Annotated in this window: 32 protein-coding genes; 31 read left to right on the forward strand and 1 reads right to left on the reverse strand. The window is 62.4% G+C overall.

Features of this window, described 5'->3' with window-relative positions; all coding sequences use genetic code 11:
* The first annotated feature begins 72 nt into the window (after positions 1-72).
* The 9 genes from DXK93_RS18600 (at position 73) to DXK93_RS18640 (ending at position 3,668) form a co-directional block, all read left to right on the forward strand.
* Positions 73-513: a Ref family recombination enhancement nuclease gene (locus DXK93_RS18600; RefSeq protein ID WP_233564568.1), complete on the forward strand. Its 441-nt coding sequence runs from the start codon at positions 73-75 to the stop codon at positions 511-513.
* Positions 513-1,337: a hypothetical protein gene (locus DXK93_RS32160; protein ID WP_199728307.1), complete on the forward strand. Its 825-nt coding sequence runs from the start codon at positions 513-515 to the stop codon at positions 1,335-1,337. Before DXK93_RS18600 ends, DXK93_RS32160 begins: the two co-directional genes overlap by 1 nt.
* Positions 1,334-1,981 (forward strand): DUF6475 domain-containing protein, encoded by a 648-nt coding sequence (locus DXK93_RS18610; protein WP_119450803.1) that lies wholly within the window; start codon positions 1,334-1,336, stop codon positions 1,979-1,981. The genes DXK93_RS32160 and DXK93_RS18610 overlap by 4 nt, the downstream gene beginning before the upstream one ends.
* A complete protein-coding gene (locus tag DXK93_RS18615) occupies positions 1,978-2,157 on the forward strand; it encodes a hypothetical protein (RefSeq protein WP_119450804.1) in 180 nt (59 codons plus the stop codon). The genes DXK93_RS18610 and DXK93_RS18615 overlap by 4 nt, the downstream gene beginning before the upstream one ends.
* The gene (locus DXK93_RS18620; protein ID WP_054435389.1) at positions 2,154-2,528 is read left to right on the forward strand and encodes a hypothetical protein; all 375 of its coding nucleotides are present in this window, start codon (positions 2,154-2,156) and stop codon (positions 2,526-2,528) included. The genes DXK93_RS18615 and DXK93_RS18620 overlap by 4 nt, the downstream gene beginning before the upstream one ends.
* Positions 2,525-2,728 (forward strand): hypothetical protein, encoded by a 204-nt coding sequence (locus tag DXK93_RS18625; protein ID WP_119450805.1) that lies wholly within the window; start codon positions 2,525-2,527, stop codon positions 2,726-2,728. Before DXK93_RS18620 ends, DXK93_RS18625 begins: the two co-directional genes overlap by 4 nt.
* The gene (locus DXK93_RS18630; RefSeq protein ID WP_119450806.1) at positions 2,721-3,077 is read left to right on the forward strand and encodes a hypothetical protein; all 357 of its coding nucleotides are present in this window, start codon (positions 2,721-2,723) and stop codon (positions 3,075-3,077) included. The genes DXK93_RS18625 and DXK93_RS18630 overlap by 8 nt, the downstream gene beginning before the upstream one ends.
* A complete protein-coding gene (locus DXK93_RS18635; protein WP_233564569.1) occupies positions 3,074-3,376 on the forward strand; it encodes a hypothetical protein in 303 nt (100 codons plus the stop codon). The genes DXK93_RS18630 and DXK93_RS18635 overlap by 4 nt, the downstream gene beginning before the upstream one ends.
* A gap of 109 nt (positions 3,377-3,485) precedes the next feature.
* Entirely contained in the window at positions 3,486-3,668 is a 183-nt protein-coding gene (locus DXK93_RS18640; protein WP_199728308.1) for a YodC family protein, read from the forward strand.
* Between the two features lie 115 nt (positions 3,669-3,783).
* Here DXK93_RS18640 and DXK93_RS18645 read toward each other — a convergent pair whose 3' ends face one another.
* Positions 3,784-4,164 (reverse strand): hypothetical protein, encoded by a 381-nt coding sequence (locus tag DXK93_RS18645; RefSeq protein WP_119450808.1) that lies wholly within the window; start codon positions 4,162-4,164, stop codon positions 3,784-3,786.
* Positions 4,165-4,591: 427 nt separating this feature from the next.
* On the opposite strand from DXK93_RS18645, the gene DXK93_RS18650 reads away from it, so the two are divergent.
* From DXK93_RS18650 to DXK93_RS18755, 22 genes are all read left to right on the forward strand, one after another.
* On the forward strand, positions 4,592-5,158 hold the full coding sequence (locus tag DXK93_RS18650) for a terminase small subunit (RefSeq protein ID WP_119450872.1): 567 nt from the start codon (positions 4,592-4,594) through the stop codon (positions 5,156-5,158).
* A gap of 28 nt (positions 5,159-5,186) precedes the next feature.
* On the forward strand, positions 5,187-6,404 hold the full coding sequence (locus DXK93_RS18655) for a PBSX family phage terminase large subunit (RefSeq protein WP_233564573.1): 1,218 nt from the start codon (positions 5,187-5,189) through the stop codon (positions 6,402-6,404).
* The gene (locus DXK93_RS18660; protein ID WP_199728309.1) at positions 6,401-7,948 is read left to right on the forward strand and encodes a DUF1073 domain-containing protein; all 1,548 of its coding nucleotides are present in this window, start codon (positions 6,401-6,403) and stop codon (positions 7,946-7,948) included. The genes DXK93_RS18655 and DXK93_RS18660 overlap by 4 nt, the downstream gene beginning before the upstream one ends.
* Positions 7,941-8,744: a phage minor head protein gene (locus tag DXK93_RS18665; RefSeq protein ID WP_199728310.1), complete on the forward strand. Its 804-nt coding sequence runs from the start codon at positions 7,941-7,943 to the stop codon at positions 8,742-8,744. Before DXK93_RS18660 ends, DXK93_RS18665 begins: the two co-directional genes overlap by 8 nt.
* Entirely contained in the window at positions 8,741-10,111 is a 1,371-nt protein-coding gene (locus DXK93_RS18670; protein WP_119450809.1) for a DUF2213 domain-containing protein, read from the forward strand. The genes DXK93_RS18665 and DXK93_RS18670 overlap by 4 nt, the downstream gene beginning before the upstream one ends.
* Positions 10,112-10,597 (forward strand): hypothetical protein, encoded by a 486-nt coding sequence (locus DXK93_RS18675; protein WP_119450810.1) that lies wholly within the window; start codon positions 10,112-10,114, stop codon positions 10,595-10,597. It abuts the gene before it with no gap.
* 3 nt (positions 10,598-10,600) lie between these two features.
* Positions 10,601-11,635 carry a DUF2184 domain-containing protein gene (locus DXK93_RS18680; RefSeq protein WP_119450811.1) on the forward strand — a complete coding sequence of 345 codons (1,035 nt, stop codon included), beginning with the start codon at positions 10,601-10,603 and terminating at the stop codon, positions 11,633-11,635.
* 67 nt (positions 11,636-11,702) lie between these two features.
* Positions 11,703-12,041: a hypothetical protein gene (locus DXK93_RS18685; protein ID WP_199728311.1), complete on the forward strand. Its 339-nt coding sequence runs from the start codon at positions 11,703-11,705 to the stop codon at positions 12,039-12,041.
* A gap of 9 nt (positions 12,042-12,050) precedes the next feature.
* On the forward strand, positions 12,051-12,482 hold the full coding sequence (locus DXK93_RS18690) for a DUF4054 domain-containing protein (protein ID WP_119450813.1): 432 nt from the start codon (positions 12,051-12,053) through the stop codon (positions 12,480-12,482).
* Positions 12,470-12,922 carry a hypothetical protein gene (locus tag DXK93_RS18695; protein WP_119450814.1) on the forward strand — a complete coding sequence of 151 codons (453 nt, stop codon included), beginning with the start codon at positions 12,470-12,472 and terminating at the stop codon, positions 12,920-12,922. Before DXK93_RS18690 ends, DXK93_RS18695 begins: the two co-directional genes overlap by 13 nt.
* A complete protein-coding gene (locus tag DXK93_RS18700) occupies positions 12,919-13,296 on the forward strand; it encodes a hypothetical protein (protein WP_119450815.1) in 378 nt (125 codons plus the stop codon). Before DXK93_RS18695 ends, DXK93_RS18700 begins: the two co-directional genes overlap by 4 nt.
* A complete protein-coding gene (locus DXK93_RS18705) occupies positions 13,293-13,829 on the forward strand; it encodes a hypothetical protein (RefSeq protein WP_119450816.1) in 537 nt (178 codons plus the stop codon). Before DXK93_RS18700 ends, DXK93_RS18705 begins: the two co-directional genes overlap by 4 nt.
* Before the next feature lie 4 nt (positions 13,830-13,833).
* Positions 13,834-15,312 (forward strand): DUF3383 domain-containing protein, encoded by a 1,479-nt coding sequence (locus DXK93_RS18710; RefSeq protein WP_119450817.1) that lies wholly within the window; start codon positions 13,834-13,836, stop codon positions 15,310-15,312.
* Between the two features lie 11 nt (positions 15,313-15,323).
* Positions 15,324-15,755, forward strand: coding sequence for a hypothetical protein (locus DXK93_RS18715; RefSeq protein ID WP_119450818.1), 432 nt, complete (start codon positions 15,324-15,326; stop codon positions 15,753-15,755).
* A 1-nt stretch (position 15,756) separates the two neighbouring features.
* Complete coding sequence (locus tag DXK93_RS18720) at positions 15,757-16,194, forward strand: hypothetical protein (RefSeq protein WP_119450819.1); 438 nt, start codon at positions 15,757-15,759, stop codon at positions 16,192-16,194.
* 35 nt (positions 16,195-16,229) lie between these two features.
* On the forward strand, positions 16,230-16,358 hold the full coding sequence (locus DXK93_RS18725; RefSeq protein ID WP_233564570.1) for a transcription elongation factor GreA: 129 nt from the start codon (positions 16,230-16,232) through the stop codon (positions 16,356-16,358).
* Positions 16,359-16,362: 4 nt separating this feature from the next.
* Positions 16,363-18,228, forward strand: coding sequence for a phage tail tip lysozyme (locus DXK93_RS18730; RefSeq protein ID WP_119450820.1), 1,866 nt, complete (start codon positions 16,363-16,365; stop codon positions 18,226-18,228).
* Positions 18,228-18,863, forward strand: a complete 636-nt coding sequence (locus tag DXK93_RS18735) for a hypothetical protein (protein ID WP_119450821.1) — start codon at positions 18,228-18,230, stop codon at positions 18,861-18,863. The genes DXK93_RS18730 and DXK93_RS18735 overlap by 1 nt, the downstream gene beginning before the upstream one ends.
* Positions 18,860-19,159, forward strand: a complete 300-nt coding sequence (locus tag DXK93_RS18740) for a hypothetical protein (RefSeq protein ID WP_119450822.1) — start codon at positions 18,860-18,862, stop codon at positions 19,157-19,159. The genes DXK93_RS18735 and DXK93_RS18740 overlap by 4 nt, the downstream gene beginning before the upstream one ends.
* A complete protein-coding gene (locus DXK93_RS18745; protein WP_119450823.1) occupies positions 19,156-20,016 on the forward strand; it encodes a hypothetical protein in 861 nt (286 codons plus the stop codon). The genes DXK93_RS18740 and DXK93_RS18745 overlap by 4 nt, the downstream gene beginning before the upstream one ends.
* Positions 20,009-20,740 carry a Gp138 family membrane-puncturing spike protein gene (locus DXK93_RS18750; protein WP_119450824.1) on the forward strand — a complete coding sequence of 244 codons (732 nt, stop codon included), beginning with the start codon at positions 20,009-20,011 and terminating at the stop codon, positions 20,738-20,740. The genes DXK93_RS18745 and DXK93_RS18750 overlap by 8 nt, the downstream gene beginning before the upstream one ends.
* Positions 20,737-21,087 carry a hypothetical protein gene (locus DXK93_RS18755; RefSeq protein WP_119450825.1) on the forward strand — a complete coding sequence of 117 codons (351 nt, stop codon included), beginning with the start codon at positions 20,737-20,739 and terminating at the stop codon, positions 21,085-21,087. Before DXK93_RS18750 ends, DXK93_RS18755 begins: the two co-directional genes overlap by 4 nt.
* The last annotated feature ends 2 nt before the right edge of the window (positions 21,088-21,089 follow it).

Raw genomic sequence — 21,089 nt, forward strand, 5'->3', positions numbered from 1 at the left:
TGAATGCGAGCGGCTGGGGTCGTTCTACGTTGGAAATAAGACCTACAAGTGCGTCGAGGTCGGAGACAAACAATGACCTGGAACTGCACCCTCAAGCGCACGACGCCTTTCCGTTCGCGTGGCGTGATCGCCCGCCGCAGCCACCCCATCAAGTCCAAGGGCATGAAGGGCGCTCCGGTGTCAGCCGCTCAAAAATCTTTCCATGATCAGCTCGCATGCCGAATTGGGTGCGTGGCGTGTCGCATGGACGGCAATTTCAACGACTACGTGTCGATCCACCACATCGACGGTCGCACGAAGCCAGACGCCCACTGGAAGGTCTTGCCGCTGTGCGGAAGTCATCATCAAGACGACGGCCTGGCTATCGCTGTCCATCCCCGCAAGACCGTGTTCGAGACGCGCTACGGAAAGCAACTGGATTTGCTGGTGTGGTGCATTGAGCAACTGCAATTGCAGGGCCAGAGCGTGCCGGAAGGTGCCTTGCAGGCCGCAGGAATGCTGGAGGTAGCGTAATGGCCAATGAATGGTTCCGACTCTGGCACGACATGCCGAACGATCCCAAGTGGCGAACGATCGCACGAGCATCTGGACAACCCATCGCGCTTGTCTTGTCTGTCGCTTTGCACGTCATGACGGATGCGTCACGCAACGTCACGCGAGGTCACGTTGATGTCACGGCGGAAGACGTCGCCAGCGCATTGGACGTGACCGAGGCTGATGTTCAGGCAATCCTCGATGCGATGCAGGGCCGAGTTTTGGACGGAGAAAGGCTTACCGGATGGGAAAAGCGCCAGCCCAAGAAGGAAGACGTTGGCAACCCGGAAACCCGCGCCAAGTCTGCCGCTGAGAGGAAACGGGATCAGCGCGAACGAGAGCGACAAGCTGCCTCTGAGGGCGCGTCACGTACAAGTCACGACGAGTCACGCGAAGTCACGACAGATAAAGATAAAGAAGAAGATAAAGATAAAGAAGAAAAACAAACACCCCCTACCCCCCGCAAGCGGGGGCAAGGATTCGACGCATCGGCGATCGAGCTGCCGGATTGGCTTGACCGGGAAGACTGGGAAAGCTGGGTTGCAGACCGGAAGGCCCGCAAGAAGCCGGTGACGGAAGAAGGCGCCAAGCGTCAGCTGGAGCAGCTTGCTGGATACCGGGCCGAAGGGCATCCGGCCCGCGCGGTGATCGGCAACAGCATCGCCGGGGGCTACCAGGGGCTTTTCCCGCCCCGGGCGCAGCCCCGCGGCGCCGCGACTGCAGCAGCCGGACTGAACCGCCAGGAAGCCCTGGAGGCCCGCAACCTCGAGGCCGCTGAACGCGCCGCAAGGATGATCCAGTGATCGACACCGACAAGACCGACTTTTTCCGCCTGATCGCCGGCGTGCATTCGTTTTACCGCCAGGAGATTTCCGACTTCGCCAACGGCGTCTGGTGGGCGGCCATGAAGCCCTTTGACCTGGCCGCAGTACGTGATGCCCTGAACCGGCACTGCGTGAACCCAGACAACGGGCAGTTCATGCCGAAGCCGGCTGACGTGGTGAAGCTGCTGCAGGGCTCGTCCCAGGACGGCGCGCTGGTCGCGTGGGCGAAGGTCGACCGCGCGATCCGCCAAGTCGGCACGTATAGCACCGTGGTGTTCGACGACCCGATCATCCATCGAGTGGTGCAAGACATGGGCGGCTGGGTGGCGTTGGGCGACAAGCAGGAGAAGGAATGGCCATTTGTCGCCAGGGAGTTCGAGAACCGGTACCGCGGCTACAGGACGCAGGGAGGGGCCGGGGAGTACCCGCGCGCGCTGGTGGGAATCGCCGAGGCCCAAAACGGCCAAAACGGCTTCAAGTCTCAGGCGCCGGTGCTGATCGGCAACCCGACCAAGGCCAAGCAGGTTTTGGTGGGGGGCACGGACAAGCCGATGCTCGGTTTCGAACGGATGACGGCCGGGGACTACATCGCGCTCGCAGCGCCTCAGCGAGGTGCTGCATGAGTACGTTTATTTGGGTGGTGCTCACCTTCACCGTGATCGAGATCCTTTGCAAGCTAGTGCTGCTGGCGACCGACTCATGGAGTCGCCCCAGCAAATTCACCGCGATCTTGGATATCGCGCTCAACATCACCATGTCGGGCTGGGCGATTGCGTTGCTCGCAAAGGCGGCTGCATGAACCTCGACCGACTGACCATCCGCTTGCCTTGGCCAGACACCAGCCTGATGGCGAACCGCAAGAGCGGGAAGCACTGGGGCTCAACTCATGCGGCGAAGGTGCGCGCCCGCGAATCCGCATTCTTCGCCGCCAAGGAAGCACTGGGCCGGAACAGCCTGGCTTCTGCCGGTCGGCTTCCAGTGTCGATTACCTGGGTAGCGCCCAACCGGATCCGCCGCGATCTGGACGGCCTCCTGCATGCCGAGAAGCCCAGGCTGGACGGAATTGCCGCGGCGCTGGGCATCGATGACAGCCAGTTCAGACCCATGACGCTGGATGGCGCCTTGGACGTGGAGAAGAAGGGCTTCGTGCTCGTGGAGATCGGACGATGACGGCAGACCTGCAGAAGTGGGAATTCCGCGACCCCATGCTGGTCGTGATGAGCCGACAGCAGGCTGCGGCGAATCGCTCGTGCAAGGGCTGCGCCCATGCCAAGACCATAGAGACGCCGTTCGGCGACACGATCACGCGTTGCCTGAAGGGCAAGCCCTATGGGAAGAAATGCAACAGGTACGAGGTGGCCGATGAATAGCCTGACAGGTGACGACCTGCTCTGGAACTGGGCCCGCTGGACGTGGTCGGGGACCACGGTGGGCAACATGGAGGCGTATGTGTCCTGGGAAGATGACCACCGCCCGATCCTAACGGACCATGCCCTGGTCGTGGAGAGCATGCATGCGGCGTTGCCGTGGCATGAGCGCATGGTGATCATCGCCGAGTATCCACAGAAGAACGCCATGTTCGGCCACCTTGACGCCCGGGCCCGGGTCAAGGCTGCGCGGGAATGGATCGCCAACACCACCGGCGTGGCGCTGACCGAAACCGAATACAAGCTGTACCTGGGGCTCTTCCGCAGCCAGGTCGAAAGGAGGCTGGCGTGAAGTACGCGCACGAGGTGATGGACCTGATGGAGGCGTATCCGGCGCGGTCGTTCAGGGTGGGAGAGTTGGTGCGGCATGCCACGCGTGGTAGGTTGCTTGCCGCGGCAGAGCGTGAAGCCGCCCGTAAAGCGGTGAAGCGCGTGCTGGATGCGCTGATCGCGACCGGCGCGGTATCGATCACCCAGCCGGCGGAGGTATCAGGCGCATCGGCTGAATACTCTGTGTCCCGCTTCCGGGACATGGACCCAACAAAAGCGGGACAAGAAGCGGGACAATACGTGCGGGCTATTGCGCCATGAATAAATGAGTACATGGCACCTGCGTCGATCTGTATTGCGGGTTTTCCCTGGGCTTGATTAGTAGTTGGTTGCCCCAATGATTAAGGTCCAACCAATGTAGGAGATATCAATGTTCCAGCAGGGCGATGTGGTGCAACTGAAGAGCGGCGGGCCCTTGATGACCGTGACTTCCATCTCCGGGAACGACGTAAGTTGCACCTGGTTTGATGAGAAGAACAAAGTGAATACTCGCTCGTTCCCAGCGGCTATTCTCGAGAAGTACGACGCGAACGCTGCCTACGGAATTGCCTGATCGACCGTAGTAGCAAGAATGCCGCCTTCGGGCGGTTTTTGTTTTCAGAGAGCAGGGGCCAGAGAGAACCGTCAGACGGGGCCCTCCAGGAGAAGGCCCCGTCTGCGAACTCTTCCTAGTCTTCGAGTTCTACGTCGCGATTCTCCGTGTAGTCGAGGTCATCGGAAACGATGAGAATTTTGACCACATTTTCTGCAGAAGCGCGGGCTTCAATCTTCAGCTCCGGCGCTTCCGTGATCAGGTCAAAGCCATCGCAAAACGCGATGAACTGTTCCTGAGCCACAAACTCGCTACTGCCCGGCGTGCCTTGATACCGGGACTCCTCCAAGCCGAACTGGTCGGCTGTGACGACTTCCTCGTTGGTGACAAGAAAGCGCTTCTTGTCCGGTGAAAGCACCTTTTCGTGATCGTCCGGCAGATACGAAAGATCGTCGTTCAGATCATATTCGCGCGTGATTGCCACAGTGACGTCGCCTTCCAAGACAAAGTAAGCCATCAGAACTCCTTCACAAAGTTGCATTGCGACAATGTCGCGTGTCGATAATCGCAAAGCCGGATGACCGGAATGCGATGCAAGAGCGGATAACGCCGCTGGTGGGTGGTGGTGACGCTATCAACTGGGGCCGGGCTGGTTGAAAACAAGTGGCAAGAATTGCTGGCTTCCCCTAGCTTGACAAAGGCGTTCGAACGATGAGCGCTCTTTCTGTATGGGCCTATTCCCCGCGAGCACATAGCGCGGGGCGATAGGCCCCATATCTCTACAACACCCCCCATGAGTCGCCTCAGCAGGCCTGGCGCCCGCGCAGGGGCAAATGCGCGGGACACTTCTTGCCGGTCTTGTCGCCGGTGGCCAGCACGACGAGAACCGCGGCGCCCAGCTCGCTACGGCGGGTAGTCGGATGGGCGCAACCCAAGGAACAGATATGGCGCTGACAGACAAACAGCGCCGCTTCGTGGATGAGTACCTCGTTGACCTCAACGCCACGCAAGCGGCGATAAGGGCGGGGTACAGCCAAAAGACTGCTGGCCAGATAGGCGAGCAGAACTTGAAGAAACTTGAAATCGCCGCGGCGGTTCAGGAAGCACAAGCGGCCCGCGCAAAGCGGACCGAGATCACCCAGGACATGGTCCTGCGCGAGTTGGCCAAGATCGGATTCAGCGACATTCGCAAGATCGTCCGCTGGGGAAAGACGGAGTTGCGAGTCACCGACGCAGGCGACGACGAGGGCGAGGTGACCGAGGCCTATCACGGCCTTGCACTGGTCAGCGCCGACGACATCGACGACGACACCGCTGCGGCCATCTCTGAAATCTCCGAGGGCCGAGAAGGGCTGAAGGTCAAGCTGCACGACAAAAAGGGCGCCCTGGTGGATATCGGGCGCCATCTTGGCATGTTCAAGGACCGGGTGGAACACTCCGGCCCTGACGGCGGACCGATCCCCACAATGCCCACAACGATCCAACTGGTTGCTCCAGGTGACGACGGCTAGACTCGAAATCCCCCCGAAGCTGATCCCGGTGTTCTCCGGGCCAGCGCGATACCGGGGGGCAAAGGGTGGCCGTGGTTCAGCAAAGACGCGCACCTTCGCCAAGATGACTGCCGTGCGGGCATACATGTTCGCGGAGGCAGGCGTCTCCGGCGTGATCCTTTGCGGCCGGGAGTACATGAACAGCCTGGAAGACTCCTCGATGGAGGAGGTCAAACAGGCCATTCGCGCCGAGCCCTGGCTGGATGCCTATTTCGATATTGGCGAGCGGTACATCCGTACCCGCAACCGCAGGGTGTCTTACACCTTCGCTGGTCTGCGCCACAACCTGGACAGCATCAAGTCGAAGGCTCGGATTCTGATCGCGTGGCTCGACGAAGCCGAGAACATCAGCGAGGTGGCATACCAGAAGCTGTTGCCGACCGTCCGGGAAAGCGACTCCGAAGTCTGGCTGACCTGGAACCCTGAGGTGGACGGCAGCCCAACGGATCAGCGATTCGTGAAGAGCCCGCCAGCCGGCGCCAAGATTGTCGAGCTGAACTATACGGACAACCCGTGGTTCCCGGACGTGCTCGAGCAAGAGCGTCTGGCGGACCGGGAGCGGTTGGACGACCAAACATATGCCTGGATCTGGGATGGCGCCTATCGCGAGAACAGCGAAGCCCAGATTCTCGCTGGCAAGTATCGCGTGGCAGAGTTCGAACCCGCCGCGCACTGGGACGGCCCGTATTACGGACTGGACTGGGGCTTCAGCCAGGACCCGACTGCTGGCGTCAAGTGCTGGGTGGGAGATGGTCGTCTCTGGATTGAATACGAGGCGGGGAAGGTCGGGCTCGAGAACGACGATATCGCCTCCTTCATGATCGAACGCTTGCCGGACATCGAGCGCCACGTGGTGCGAGCTGATTCGGCGCGGCCGGAGACGATCAGCCACGTGAAGGCGACAGGGAACAGTGTTCGTCTGTCGCTGCCCCGCATCGTAGGGGTCGATAAATGGAAGGGGAGCGTAGAAGACGGCATTGCCCACCTGCGTTCCTACAAAGAGATCGTGATTCACCCGCGCTGCTCTCACACGCTGCGGGAGGCGCGGCTCTATAGCTACAAGGTGGATCGCCTGTCTGGCGACGTGCTGACTGACATCGTTGACGCGAACAACCACTACATGGACGCGACTCGGTACGCGCTAGGTCCTCTCATCCAGGGTAAGCGCCCCATGAAGATCAACCCATCAGCCATGAGGCGTGCATGAAATTACTCGACTGGATCCTGCGCAGGAAGCCGGAGACGGCTCCCGCGGCGGAGCCGGCCGTGCGCCGCGAGCCGGGGATGAAGATCAGCGCGGAAGCCCTGGGCCGTTCCAACGTGCCGCCCGCTGAGCCGCCTGCCCCCAAAGGGGAGTTCAAGCGCCCAGCAGTCGCCCCGTTCGTGATCCCGGCGGACAAGGAAAAGGCCCTGCTGGCGATGGACGAGGCCATGAGCCCCGTCTATGCCTATGTGAGCGAAGCCTACGCTGGGATGGGTTTCATTGGCTATCCATACCTGGCCGAACTGTCCCAGCGCCCTGAGTACCGGAAGATGTCCGACGTCATCGCCAAGGAGATGACTCGGAAATGGATCAAGCTGGAAGTCAAGGGTGACGACGACAAGGCCGACAAGCTGGAAGTCATCGAGAAGGCCATGCGCCGGCACCGCCTTCGCGCCAAGTTCCGCCTGGCGGCCCTGCAGGATGGTCTGTTTGGCCGGTCGCAGATCTACATCGACGTGAAGACGCCCAGCGGCACTCTGGCCTGGGCCGACCCCGACGAGCTGCAATCGATCCTGGTCAAGAGCCCGGCGAAGGTCACCAAGGGCTCCCTGGTTGGCTTCAAGGTCATTGACCCTGTATGGACCACGCCGTACCTGTACAACAGTGACAACCCGATGCGGCCGGACTTCTACAAGCCGACCTCCTGGTTTGTACTGGGGCGCCAGGTGCACAGCAGCCGCCTGTTGAACATCGTGTCGCGCGAGGTGCCGGACCTGCTGAAGCCGTCGTACAACTTCGGCGGCATGTCGCTGACGCAGCTGACGATCCCCTACGTCAACAATTGGCTGAAGACGCGGCAAGCGGTGGCCAACCTGATCGACGGTTTTTCGGTTGGCATCTTGAAGACCAACCTGGCGTCCGTCCTGTCGGGTGACCCTGGTGATGATGTATTCGCCCGCATTGACATGTTCAATCGGACGCGTACGAACCGCGGTGCCTGGGCTATCGACAAGGATTCGGAAGAGTTCAGTTTCGAGAACGTCCCATTGTCGGGGCTTGATGCTCTGCAGAACCAGTCGCTGGAGCAGCTTTGCGTCGTGCCAGGCATCCCGCTGGTGAAGTACACGGGCATCACGCCCAGCGGCCTGAATTCGACGGCAGACGGAGAGATCCGCGTCTTCTACGACGAAATGCTCTCGGTTCAGGAGGCGGTGTTCCGCGATCCGCTGCAGCAGTGCCTGGAGGTGATCCAGCTGAGCGAGTTCGGGGAGATTGACCCGGACATTTCCTTCAGCTTCGTGCCGCTGTGGCAGCTGAGCGAGAAGGAACAGGCCGAGATTCGCAAGTACGACGCCGACACCGGAGCAGTGCTTATCGAATCCGGCGCCATCAGCCCGCAGGAAGAGCGCGAGCGCGTGGCAGCAGACGAGACGAACGGCTACCACTCGCTGGACGTGAGCGACTTGGACGAAGACGGCGTTCCCGACGCAGTGCCGGTCGAGCCGCCACCCTTGGAAGACGTACCGCAGGGACAAGCCTATGCCTGACCTCGTATCCCCGACTGGCCGCGAGGTGCCGCTGCGCCCCGTGCATGCCAACCAGGGGATCGAGGCGGCCTACCGCAAGCGCCTGGACCGGTTGATCGACGAGATGCAGCGGTCGGTCGTGTACTGGCTGACTGCGGCCTACCGGCGAAACGTGCCGGAGATCGCCCAGGACGAAAGCCCGGCGATGGCGTTGACCAAGATGATGCGGCGCTTGGCCAAGCAGTGGCAGCGGCGCTTCGAGGAGGCCGCCCAGCCGGTGGCTACCGAGTTCGCGGAAACCTCGATGAGCGCGGCGGACTTGTCCCTGCGCAACGCCCTGCGGCAGAAAGGCTTCAGCGTGCAGTTCCAGATGACGCGGGCGGCCAATGACGTTTTCCAGGCCACGGTGCAGGAAAACGTCGGACTGATCAAGTCGATCGCCGACGAACACCTGCAGGACGTCCAGGGGCTGGTCATGCGGTCAGTGACCCAGGGGCGCGACTTGGAAGGCTTGGTCGAGGACCTGCAGAAGCGGTACGGCGTCACCAAGCGGCGCGCGGCGTTCATCGCCCGCGACCAGAACAACAAGGCCACGGCCACCATCACGCGCGTGCGCCAGCAGGGCCTGGGCATCAAGCAGGCCAAGTGGCGGCACTCGCGCGGCGGCAAGCATCCGCGCAAGTCGCATCAGGAGGCCGACGGTAAGGCCTACGACGTCGACAAGGGCATGCTCATAGACGGCGAGTACATCCGCCCCGGTGAGTTGCCGAATTGCCGCTGCGTGGCCATCAGCATCATCCCGGGATTCGACGAATGAAACAGCAGAAGCACCACGGCCTGGCCTTCGACCGCGCCACCGTCCGCACGATCGATGCCGACGGCCGGATGCACGTCGAGATCAGCAACATAAGCAAGGCCACGGTCAACCCGTACCGCGGCAACGAGATCCCTGACTGGGAGGCGCTTGGGCTTGATCCCAACCGCGTCTACTTCCTGTTGCGGGACCCGGAAGAGCTGGCGCGCGCGGCGCTTACCTTCAACAACATTCCGCTGCTGTCCAAGCACATCCCCGTCTCGGCCGCCGAGCCGCAGAAAGAGTTCGTGGTCGGGGCCACGGGTTCGAACGCCTCCTACCAGGCGCCGTACCTGAAAAATTCCCTTGTCGTGTGGGACGCCGTTGCAATCTCGCTCATCGAGTCCGAAGAGCAAAAGGAGCTTTCCAGCGCCTATCGCTACCGGGCCGACATGACGCCCGGTGTCTATGAGGGCGTCGCATACGACGGGGTGATGCGAGACATTCGCGGCAATCACGTTGCGCTTGTCGAAGTGGGCCGCGCTGGCCCGGATGTCGTCGTAGGCGACAGCAGTACCCTCAACCCTTCGGAGATCCCGAAAATGAAACTGAGCAAAACCGCCGCCGTCGTCGCCGGGGCACTCGGGGCGCATATCCGGCCCCGGCTGGCCCAGGACGCGGCACTGGGCGACCTGACCCCCTTCCTGAAGGGCGTCAGCCGCAAGAACCTGAAGTCCGAGCAGCCGCGGATCGTGCGCGCCATGCAGAACCACTTCAAGGGCAAGCTGGCGCAGGACGCCAACCTGGAAGACCTGAAAGAGGTCATCGAGGTGTTCACCGACCCGGGCGTGGCGCCGATTGGTGAAGATGAAGACGATATTGCGGACCCCGAGCCCGTGGCCGAAGACGACGAGCTGATGGGCAAGCTGCGCGAGATGCTGGGCGCCAAGCTGGGTCACGAAGAGGCCGAGCGTGTGATGTCCGCCCTGGGCGAACCGCCCGCAGCGTCTGCCTCAGACGAACCACCGCCCACGGCTGGGACGCCGGAGGAACCTGTGACCAAGCAGGCCATGGACCAGGCACTGGTCAAGGCGCAGAAGGCCGGCGAGCAGGCTGCTGTAACCCGCATGACCGCGATCCGAACCGCTGAGCAGGAATGCCGGCCTATCCTCGGCGAAATCGTCGCCCAGGACTCGGCCGAGGCGGTCTACAAGATGGCCCTGGACGCTAAGGGCATTGACCTGACTGATACCCCGCCCGCGGCGTATCGTGCCATGGTCAAGATGGCCCTGGCGCAAGATCAGGCTCCGCAAACGCCCCGTGTGGCGATGGACTCGGCCGCTCAGAAGAGCTTCCGCGACCGCTTCCCGAACATCCCGAAGGTGATCTAAATGGGTTTCCAGAAACAGGTTTATATCGAACCCGCCGCCGCGGTTGCCGGCGACTTCGCCAGCTCGAACCCGCGATCGGTCGTCCTGGCTGGCCCCGGCGGCCTGGTAGCCGATACGGCCGGCGTCACGGTTGGCCGCTTTGCCTGGGCCGATGCTGATGGTCAAGTCACCAACGCTGGCTCGGGCGTGCCCACTGGCTTCGTGCACCGTGAGCAACAAGGCATCATCACCCTTTGGCTGGCCGAGGCCAGCATGCTGATCCCCGCCGGTCTGGGCGTCACGCTGCACAACCTGGGCGACTTCTGGGCAGCAACCAAGACTGTTGCCACCATCGGCCAGAAGGTGTTCGCCTCCAACACGGACGGCACCATCTCCACGGGCGCCGCTGGCGCCACCATCGCCGGCAGCACTGAAACCGACTGGTTCGTCGCCAGCGCGGGTGCGATCGGCGCGCTGATCAAGATCACCTCCACCAACCTGGGGTAAGACATGAAACGAAACCAAGACCTCGCGCTGCTGGAGAAGCACTTCGGCATCGTGTTCCCGGGCGCCATGGACTATCTGCCCGACGAGTTCCGTCACGACTACGCCCTGGCCATGGATGCCGCCGGCCCGCTGGTGACGGTCAGCAACTCGGGCATTCCCAGCTACATGCTGAATTACGTCGATCCCGAACTGGTGCGCGTTCTGACGACGCCCATGCAGGGCGCCGTGATCCTGGGCGAAGCGAAGAAGGGCGACTGGACCACGCTGACCGCCACCTTTCCGGTGGTGGAGTCCACGGGTGAAGTGTCGTCTTACGGCGACTTCAACAACAACGGTCGCGCCGGCGCCAATGCCAACTTCCCGCAGCGCCAGTCGTATCACTACCAGACCATGACGGAATGGGGTGAGCGCGAACTGGAAATGGCGGGGCAGGCGAAGATCAACTGGGCTTCGGAGCTGAACGTCGCGTCCGCCCTGGTTCTGAACAAGTTCCAGGACAACAGCTACTTTTTCGGCATCGCCGGGCTGCAGAACTACGGCCTGCTGAATGACCCGAACCTGTCGGCGCCGATCGCCCCGGGTGCCACCGGGACCGGTTCTGGCACGACTTGGGCGACGAAGGATGGCCAGGCGATCTACGACGACATTTCGCAGCGTCTTTTCGCGCAACTGGTTACCCAGACCCGCGGCTTGGTGTCGCGCCGCGACAAGCTGAAGTTGTGCATGTCGCCCGAGATCGAAGTCAACCTGACGAAGACGAACCAATACAACGTCAACGTCACCGATCAGCTGGCCAAGAACTTCCCCAACCTGACCATCGAGACCGCCGTGCAGTACGCCACCGGCTCGGGCCAGCTGGTGCAGCTCATCGCCGAATCGATCGAGGGGCAGAACGTGGGCTCCGCGGCCTTCACCGAGAAGATGCGCGCCCACGCCATCGTCCGCGACACCTCCAGCTTCAAGCAGAAGAAGTCGCAGGGAACTTGGGGCGCCATCATCAAGGTGCCCATGGCCATTGCCGCCATGATCGGCGTCTGACCAGCGCGAGACGCAGCAACCCTGAGGGGCGCCCATGTGGCGCCCCTTTTTCATTCGAGGAAGAGATATGTCGACCGTTACCGTTGCGTGCAAGTTGCCCAATGGCTTGATCCTGGATATCCCGGGCGCCAAAGAGCCTGTGTTGCTGAAGGGTGCCAACCATCCGGAGGCGATCGCCGGCCACGGCTTGACCGATGTGCCCACCGAATTCTGGGAAACCTGGACCAAGTTGTATGCCGACTTCCAGCCGCTCAAGAAGGAAATGATCTTCGCCCAGGGCAGCGAGCGCAGCGCCGCTTCCAAAGCCAAGGAGCGCAAGGACGAGAAGTCAGGTCTGGAAGGCCTGGATCCGGAAAAGCCCGCCGCTGGCATCAAGCCCGAGAACTACGAAGGCAAGAAGAAATAGGAGCGGCCCATGGCTGTCGTCGTCTTTGATCCCGCTGAGTTCCGGCAGGTCTACCCGTCCTTCGCCACGCTCAGCGATACGCAGTTGAACGATGCCTTCAACATGGCCACGCTGTACCTGAGCAACAAGGACAGCAGCGTGGTCTGCGACGTCGACGAGCGCAAGGTGCTCCTGTACCTGCTTACCGCCCACGTCGCGGCACTGACCTACGGCGAGAACGGCCAGGGTCCGCGGCCGCTAGTGGGCCGGATCAACAGCGCTACCGAAGGGTCGGTTTCGGTCTCGGCCGAGTACAACGTGGCGTCGGGCTCGGCGCAGTGGTACGCACAGACCGGCTACGGCGCCCAGTATTGGGAGGCCACTGCCAAGTATCGGGTGGGCCGCTATCGGCCCGCGCCGGCCGGCTACGCGCTTCCGGTGGTCGTGCCATGGCGTCCCTAAGTTTTAAGGGCGGTGATGCCCTGATAGCGCGGCTGAAGGAAATAGCCGACAAGGCCGGGGACGGCGGGACGCTGCGTACGGGGTTTCTGGAGAACGCCACCTATCCGGACGGTACGCCGGTCGCGCTTGTCGCGGCTGTTAACGAGTTCGGGCGCCCAGAGCAGAACCAACCGCCCAGGCCGTTCTTCCGCGCCATGATCGCCGAGAAGCAGAAAGGCTGGCCGCGCGCGCTGGGAGCCTTGGCCAAGAGAAACGACTACGACATCGACAAGACCCTGGGACAGATGGGCGAAGGCATCAAAGGCCAGCTGCAGGAATCCATCCGACAGCTCGATAGCCCGCCGTTGGCGCCGGTGACGGTCGCGCGCAAGGGATTCGATAAGCCGCTGGTGGACACCGGCCACATGATGAACAGCGTGGACTACGAGGTCGACACATGAACCTGCACGGAATCGTCAGCCCCATCATCGCCGCTGTGAATCCGATGATCACCGGGCAGATCCGCTACAGCGACGGTTACGAGATGGGGCTGGGCCGCAAGCAGGTGCCGAAGTACCTGCCGACCGAAGGCGCCAAGCTTCAGGTCCAGCCGCTCAGTGGCAGGGACGTGGCGCACCTTGAGGCGCAAAACATCCAGGGCGTGCAGCGCAGCGTCTACATGTTCGGCGACACCCAGGGCGTGGTGCGGCCTCTAGCCAAAGGTGGCGACCTGCTGCTGTTTGATGGTCAGACCTGGCTGGTGACGGCGGTCTTCGAGACGTGGCCGGACTGGTGCAAGGTGGGCGTGACCCTCCAACTGGAGGAAACCCCATGAGCGCGCAGATCAGCATCACCGAGGACACCCTAGTCGACGACCTGGGCGCCTTCGCGGACACGCTGGTGGATTGTGAGGTCGTGCGAGGGCAGGTCAACCGTGTGCCGTCTCCCAAGAGCAGTGAATACGTCATCGTCACTCCAATGGGCGTGGTCGGCTTGTCGTTGCCCCACACCAAATATGCCGATCCGACGCCAACCTCTGGTAGCCGCGCCCTGACGCGGCCGACGCAGTGGGCGGCCCAGGTCGATTGCTACGGGGAGAAGGCGCAGGACCGCGCGTTGATCTTGTCGATCGCGCTCAGGAGCCAGTACGGCTGCGAATTCCTCGGGGAATTGGGCCGCGCGCAACCTCTGTACGCCGGTGAGCCAAAGCAACTGCCGTTCATTACCGGCGAGAACCAGTACACGGAACGGTGGTCCTTCGACGCCATTCTGCAATTCAACCCCACCGTGACGCTTCCACAGCAGTTTGCGGACTCACTCCACGTCAACCTCGTCGAGGTTGACACCAAATTTCCACCCGGAGCTTAAAGCTATGTCCATTCCCGCCAGTGAAATCGTCCAGGTAGTTCCTGGCGTGATCGGCGCCGGCGGATCGGCGCTCGATCTGAACGGCCTGATCCTGACCGACAACACCGCGGTGCCCGTGGGTACCGTCCAGAGCTTCGCCACTGCGCGCGATGTGCAGCGCTTCTTCGGCCCGACCTCTATCGAGGCGACCCTGGCCGGCATCTACTTCAATGGCTTCGAGAACTCGACGCGTAAGCCGGGCGACCTGCTGTTTGCCCAGTATCCTCTGGATGACGTCGCGGCCTACCTGCGCGGCGGCTCCATGGCGTCGACGACTCTGACGCAGCTGCAGGCCCTTTCCGGTGTACTGACCGTGAGCATCGATGGCACCCCGAAGACGTCCAGCACCATCACGCTTGCGGCCGCAACCAGCTTTTCGAACGCGGCCTCGCTTATCCAGGCGGCCTTCACGTCGTTCGGTGCGTCGTGCACCTATGACGCGCAGCGCTCGGCCTTCGTCATCACGTCGGCCACCGATGGCGCGGCCAGCACGATCAGCTTCGGCAGTGGAACGATCGCGGCAGGCCTGAAGCTGACCGAAGCCACGGGTGCGGTCCTGTCGCAGGGCGCGGCAGCCGGTACGCCGGCGGCCAACCTGAGCGCGATCACGGACGTCACCCAGAACTGGGCGTCGTTCATGACCACGTTCGAGCCGGACACGGCCGGCAAGGTCGATTTCTCGGCGTGGACGAACAGCCAGGGCAACCGCTACGTGTACGTGGGCTGGGATACCGACGTCCAGGCCGTCACGCAGGGCAGCACCACGAGCTGGGGCGCCATCGTGGCCGCGAACGAATACTCCGGATCGGTGCCGGTCTATAGGGATGTGCAGCATGCCGCCTTCGTGCTCGGCGCGATCGCCAGCATCGACTTCGAGCGCACGAACGGCCGCATCACGCTGGCCTTCCGCGGCCAATCGGGCCTGGCGTTCTCCGTGACCGATGCGACGACCGCCCAGACGCTGATCGACAACGGCTACAACTTCTACGGCGACTATGCCACCAGCAATGACCAGTTCCGGTTCTTTTACCCGGGACAGATCAGTGGTGACTGGCAGTGGGCGGACACCTATGTGAACCAGATCTGGCTGAACAACGCGTTCCAGCAGGCGCTGATGACGCTGCTTACGCAGGTGAACTCGGTGCCGTACAACGCCGACGGCTACGCGCTGATCGACGCGGCGTGCATGGACCCGGTGAGCGCTGCGGTGAACTTCGGCGCAATCCGCGCCGGCGTGCCGCTGTCCAGCCTGCAGAAGGCCCAGGTGAATAACCAGGCCGGAGTCGAAATCTCCGGCACCCTGGAAACGCGCGGCTGGTATCTCCAAATTCTGCCGGCGACGGCGCAGGTGCGCGCCGCGCGTGAAACACCGCCCATGACCTTTTGGTACATGGACGGCGGTTCCGTCCAGCAGATCACCCTCGCATCCCTGGCCATCCTGTAAGGGCGACCGACATGTCTACTCTCACCAGTGCAAATTCCGTCCTGACGCTCGGCGTCGGCGGCATCTTCCCCGTCCCTCAGAAGATCGAGGGCTACGCCACCGACGATGCGTTCGCGTTCGACGCCGTGCAGCCGGCTCAGGCCGTCATGGGCGTGGACGGCCGCATGTCAGCTGGCTACACGCCTTTCATGAGCGTGCAGACCATCGCGATTCAGGCGGATTCTCCTTCGATGGTCATCTTCGAGGCTTGGTTGGCGGCCATGAAGGTCGCGCGGGAAGTGTTCTACGCCACCGGCACGCTGAATATCTCGTCAATCGGCCGCAAGTTCGTGATGACCAAGGGTGTCCTGACGCAGATTCCCCCGGCTCCGACCGCCCGCGCCATCCTCCAACCCATGACGTTCCAGATCACCTGGGAAAACGTCTCTCCGGCGCTGGTGTGATATGGCCCGCAAACAGGCAACGGTAACCATCAGTGCCGAGGGGCGCGACAAGGGCAAGGTGTTTGTGTTGACCGAGCTTTCGGCCTATGACGCCGAAGACTGGGCCGGCCGGGCCCTCTTCGCCCTCATGAATGCTGGCGTGGAGATTCCGGACAACATCGCCGAGGCGGGGTTGGCCGGTGTCGCCGCGCTAGGCATCAAAGCCATCGCCAAGCTGCCCTTCGACAGCGCGAAGCCCCTGCTGGACAGGATGATGGAGTGCGTCCAAATCCAGCCGAGCCCCGGAGTGATTCGGCCGCTCATCTCCGACGATGTGGAGGAGGTGGGGACGCTGCTGACCCTGCGCAAGCAAGTGCTGGGCCTGCATATGGATTTTTCTATGGCCGTCGCCCCATCGACTTCGGGCTCCAAGCCTGGGCAGGCGGCGGCCCGCGGCTGATCCAGTACGCCAACATCCCCAGAAACGTCGGCGCCGTGATCTCTCGGCACCCGGGCCTGCTGCACGACTTGCAGTCGGTCTACGGTGCCGAGGACCTTTACAACCTGCTGGAGGTGATCGCGGTCGACGCGAACAACCAGCAGGCCATGACAAAAGTGAGGTAATGGCATGGCAACCGTCATTGATGCCCTGGTTGTCACGCTGGGGCTGAATGCCAAGGGATTCAAGCAGGGAGCCGCCGAGGTCGACGACTCCCTGCAGCACACCCGCGAAGAGTCCGCCCGTACCGCGCGCGAAATGGAGGCGCGCGGCAAGCAGGCGGCCATGTTCTTCAGCAAGGTACGCAATGAGGCGCTGGCGCTCCTGGCTGTGTTCACGGCTGGGATGGGGCTGAAGAACTTCGTGTCCAGCACGGTCGAGTCCACCGCCAGTCTGGCGCGCATGTCAGACAACCTGAACATGAGCGCGAAGGACTTGGCGGAATGGCAGCTCGCGGCCAAGAACGCCGGCGGCTCGGTCGAAGGCATCACCGCGCAGTTGAAGGAATCGGCCGATCAGGTCGCCAAGTTCAAGCGCGGCATGGCCGCCGAGACGCTGCCGGCCTTTTTCCAGTTTGGTGGCAGGACCGAAGACCTGAAGGACGGCAACACCTACCTCCAGGCCCGGGCGCGGATCGTCGCCGAGATCTACAAGACCGACCGCGCGCGCGCCGCGCTGGCCGCGAACATGATGGGCCTGGATGCCCAGCAGTTCAACCTCTACAAGGAGGGGCCGGAAGGCATCGCGCGCCGGCGGCAGGAGCAGTCTGGCCCTGCGGCCGAGCAGGCGGCGGCGGCACAGCGCGCCGAGCAGCTGCGCCAGAAGTACGACACGGCCATGAACAAGCTTTCGAGCGTGGGCGTGAACGTGCTAACCGCCCTGATGCCGGCGTTCGAATTCGGCGTCGACAAGCTGATCGAGTTCGGCAACTGGATCATCCAGAATCGGACGGTCATCAACGAGACCGTGAAGAGCTGGGTCACTGGCGCTGAAAAGTTCTTCGCCGGCTTGTCGAAGTTCGGGGATAGGGTAAACGAGTTCATGGATACGCCGATCGGGCGTGTCGTTAAGAAGGCGCTCGACATCGGCGTCGAGGCGACTGTGCCGAAGGCCGCGCGGGAAGCAGAGAAAGAGGCGAGTGCGACCGCCACCACCAAAAGGGCAAATGCCACTCTGACACCTGACGCCAGCGATGCCATCGAGAAGTTCGAAAAGATGGGCTGGTCGCGTGCGCAGGCTATCGGGATCGTCAACAATCTGCAGGCAGAGAGCGGCGGCAAGCTCGACCATCGCGCCGTAGGTGACAGCGGGACGGCCTTTGGTGTCGCTCAATGGCGTAACGAGCGGGTCGACATGTTCAAGAAGGTGATGGGCGTGGCGCTGTCAGAATCGACGCGGGACCAGCAGTATGCATTTGCAAACTGGGAATTGCGCAACACCCATAAGGCGGCCGGCGACAAGCTGAAGGCTGCCAAGACTGTTGAAGATGCAAGTCGGGTGGTAACGCTGGACTTTGAAATCCCGGCAAAGAAGGAGCAGAAGGCCGAAGAGCGCGCGGCAGTCGCTACGGAACTGGCGAAATTGGCCAACGCTGCGGCGTCGAAGAATGCTCCTGCAACTTTGGTTGCCGCGTCGCCCGCATCTGCATCGCAGCCGGTGCCGAGGGCCGTTGCCCAACCTTCTCCGCGTGTAGGAGTCGACAAGCCTCGTGGCAATGCAGAAGAACCCCAGAAAGGTGCTGCCACGCCCGTTCTGCCTGATGCGTTGCTGCAAGGGGCTATGGCGGCCGTAAATGCCGCGCGAGCGGCTCAGTCCTCTTCACAGATCGTCAGCAACACAAGCACCTCCACCACGACCAATACCAGCGAAACGAACATTAGCGGGCCTATCACAGTTATGACGGCCGCGACGGATGGCTTTGGGCTCGTGCGTGATCTCGCGGGCATGGGTAAAGGCCAAAGTTTGGTCCAACAAGCCAACACGGGGCTCAACTGATGTCGCTTATTCCTTTCCCGAATGTTCCTCAGGTTCCCGGCGTGCCGGCGATCTTTCGTGAGGCAACGATCCCATCGCTGCCCGAGTTGGTAAATATCGGGTTGGGGGGGCTGGCGGATCTGCTCTTTGGTACTCCCCTTTGGGGGCTGTACACCGAGGACGGGCAGCAGGCTGTCGTCTTTGATTCGTTCCTCGGGCTGCGCTTCAGGAACGGCGGACGGGTGTCAAGCTTCCCCGTTGAACAGGGCGGCTTTTCATCCTTCAACAAGGTGGACACGCCTTTCGATGCGGCGATCCGCTTGGCGCATAGCGGGGACATGGCATCGAGAAATGTCATCCTGGGCGTGCTTGAACGCATTGTTCACAGCACGGATCTCTATTCGGTGGTGACGCCCGAAATCGTGTATCCCTCGGCCAACTTGGTGAACTACTCGTATACGCGGGACAGCCGTGGCGGGTCTAGCCAACTAATAGTTGAGCTGTACCTCGAAGAGATTCGTCAGACGGCGGCGGCGCAGTTCGCCGAGACGGAAGAAGCCAGCGGCGCTGACCCGCAAAGCAACGGCCAGGTGCAGTCCTTTCCGCTGGGCACGGAGCCGGGCGAACCGCTGATTCTTTCGACGGAGTTCCAATGAGGCAGATTCCCCTTCGCGCGGTGCCGTCTCAGTCCCTCAGCGTTGTTCTTGCAGGCCAAAGCTGCCAGATCAACGTCTACGAGAAGTCGACGGGCCTGTATTTGGACCTGTTCGTGGACCATGAGCCAATAGTGACGACGGCGTTGTGCCATGACCGGGTTAGGATCGTTCGCGAAACGTACCGCGGCTTCGTGGGTGATCTGAGCTTTCTGGACACGCGCGGGCACGCGGACCCCGAGTACACCGGGCTGGGGGGCCGCTTTGTGCTGGCCTATCTGGAGGCGGCTGAGCTATGAGCTTCGTCAAGCGACGGATCGACGTCACGATCAGCCTGGGGGAAGGCAAGTTCGGCGACACCAAGGGCCCCGATGTCACGCTGAGTGGCTACCGGGTGTCCGTGGCCGTCGTCGCCTACAACGGGGATGCCCAGAGCCAGCTTCAGCTTCGAATTTTCGGGCTGAGCCAGGAAATGATGAACAAGCTGACGGTGATCGGCCCGATCATGACGGAGCGGCGCAACAATCGGATCCTGGTGGCTGCGGGTGACGAGGGACAGGCGCTCAGCGTGGTCTATGAGGGGACGATTTCGCAGGCGTGGGCGGATTACAACTCCGCGCCGGAGGTTGTGTTCAACGTCGTGGCCCTGGCCGCGGCGCTACACGCTGTGAAGCCGGTCAACGCCCGGAGCTATCGAGGGTCGACGAATGTGGCGGTGATCGCATCGGATATCGCGGGGGCCATGGAACTTGCGTTCGAAAACAACGGAGTGAGCGCCAAGTTGTCCAACCCGTACTTCTGCGGCACGGCTCTGGAGCAGTTGCGCGCCTGCGCGCGCGCGGCCGGCATCAGCTACACGATCGACCGTGGCGTCTTGGCGATTTGGCCAAGGAACGAAGCGCGCCAGGGTGACGCCGTGGAGATTTCCCCTCAGAAGAATCTGATCGGCTATCCGACCTTTACGGGCGGCGGTATCGCCTTCTCGATCCTCTATACCCCTGAGTTGAAGCTTGGCGGCCTGGTGCAAGTGATCAGCACAATCGAGGCGGCCCACGGGGAGTGGATCGTCGTGAGCATCGTCCATACCCTTGAGGCAGAGGTTCCTGGAGGAGCGTGGCTGTCGCAAATCCTATGTCAAAGGCAGGTCAATGGCTGAGCAATTCGGATACACCGGGCAGGCCCGGCCCGCGGAGGGAGGCGACGAGTACGGCGCGATGATGTTCGTCATCGGGCAGGCGCTCGCGAGGCTCAGCACTTCGACGGTTGTGCGTGTAGTGGCGGTGACGAACGCCGGGGGACTGGCTCCTGTCGGCTTCGTCGATGTTCAACCGCTGGTCAACCAGCTTGATGGCGCCGGCAACGCGGTGCCTCACGGGGTGCTGCACCACCTGCCGTACTTCAGGCTGCAGGGCGGCACCGATGCGATCATCCTGGATCCCAAAGTGGGAGACCTCGGCATCGCGGTGTTCGCCAGCCGGGATATCTCGGCGGTGAAGGCATCAAAGGCGCAGGCCAATCCCGGATCGTGGAGAGCGCACGACATGGCCGACGGCCTGTATGTGGGAGGCCTGCTGAACGGCACGCCCGTCCAGTACGTGCAATTCACTGCCGGCGGCATCAATGTGGTGTCGCCCACCAAGGTGACCGTGGAGGCTCCGAACATCGAACTGAACGCCAGCACGCAATGCGCGCTGAATTCTCCGCAAATCGTCCTCAACGGCACCGTGCAGCAAGGTTCTGGCTCGTTCGGCGGCACGTCGACCTGGCAGGGCAATATGGACACGTTGGGCACGCTGCGCAATAACGGCAAGGATGTGGGTTCGACTCATACCCACTCTGGCGTGCAGAGTGGGCCTTCGAACACGGGGACGCCAAATTGAACACGTTGCTATTGGATCGTACGGCCTGGGACTTTGTGCTGGACGCAGCCGGCAACATCGCGATGGCGTCCGATCCCTATTCGGTCGCTCAAGATGTGGCCAGCGCCATCAAGCTCTTCAAGGGCGAGCTGTTCTACAACAAGGCGCCGGGGGTCCCGTACTGGGATGACATCCTGGGACACCGACCGCCGCTTGCTCTCGTGCGCGAGAACGTCCAGCGCGCGGCCCTCACTGTTCCCGAGGTCGCCAGTGCGCGGTGCACGCTCACCAGCTTCACAGACCGAGCCCTGGCGGGCTATGTCGAAATCACCCTGACCGACGGCACGACGCAGGCCGTCAGCTTCTGAGG

This window comes from Achromobacter sp. K91 (genome assembly GCF_003576205.1).
GTDB lineage: Bacteria > Pseudomonadota > Gammaproteobacteria > Burkholderiales > Burkholderiaceae_B > Achromobacter > Achromobacter aegrifaciens.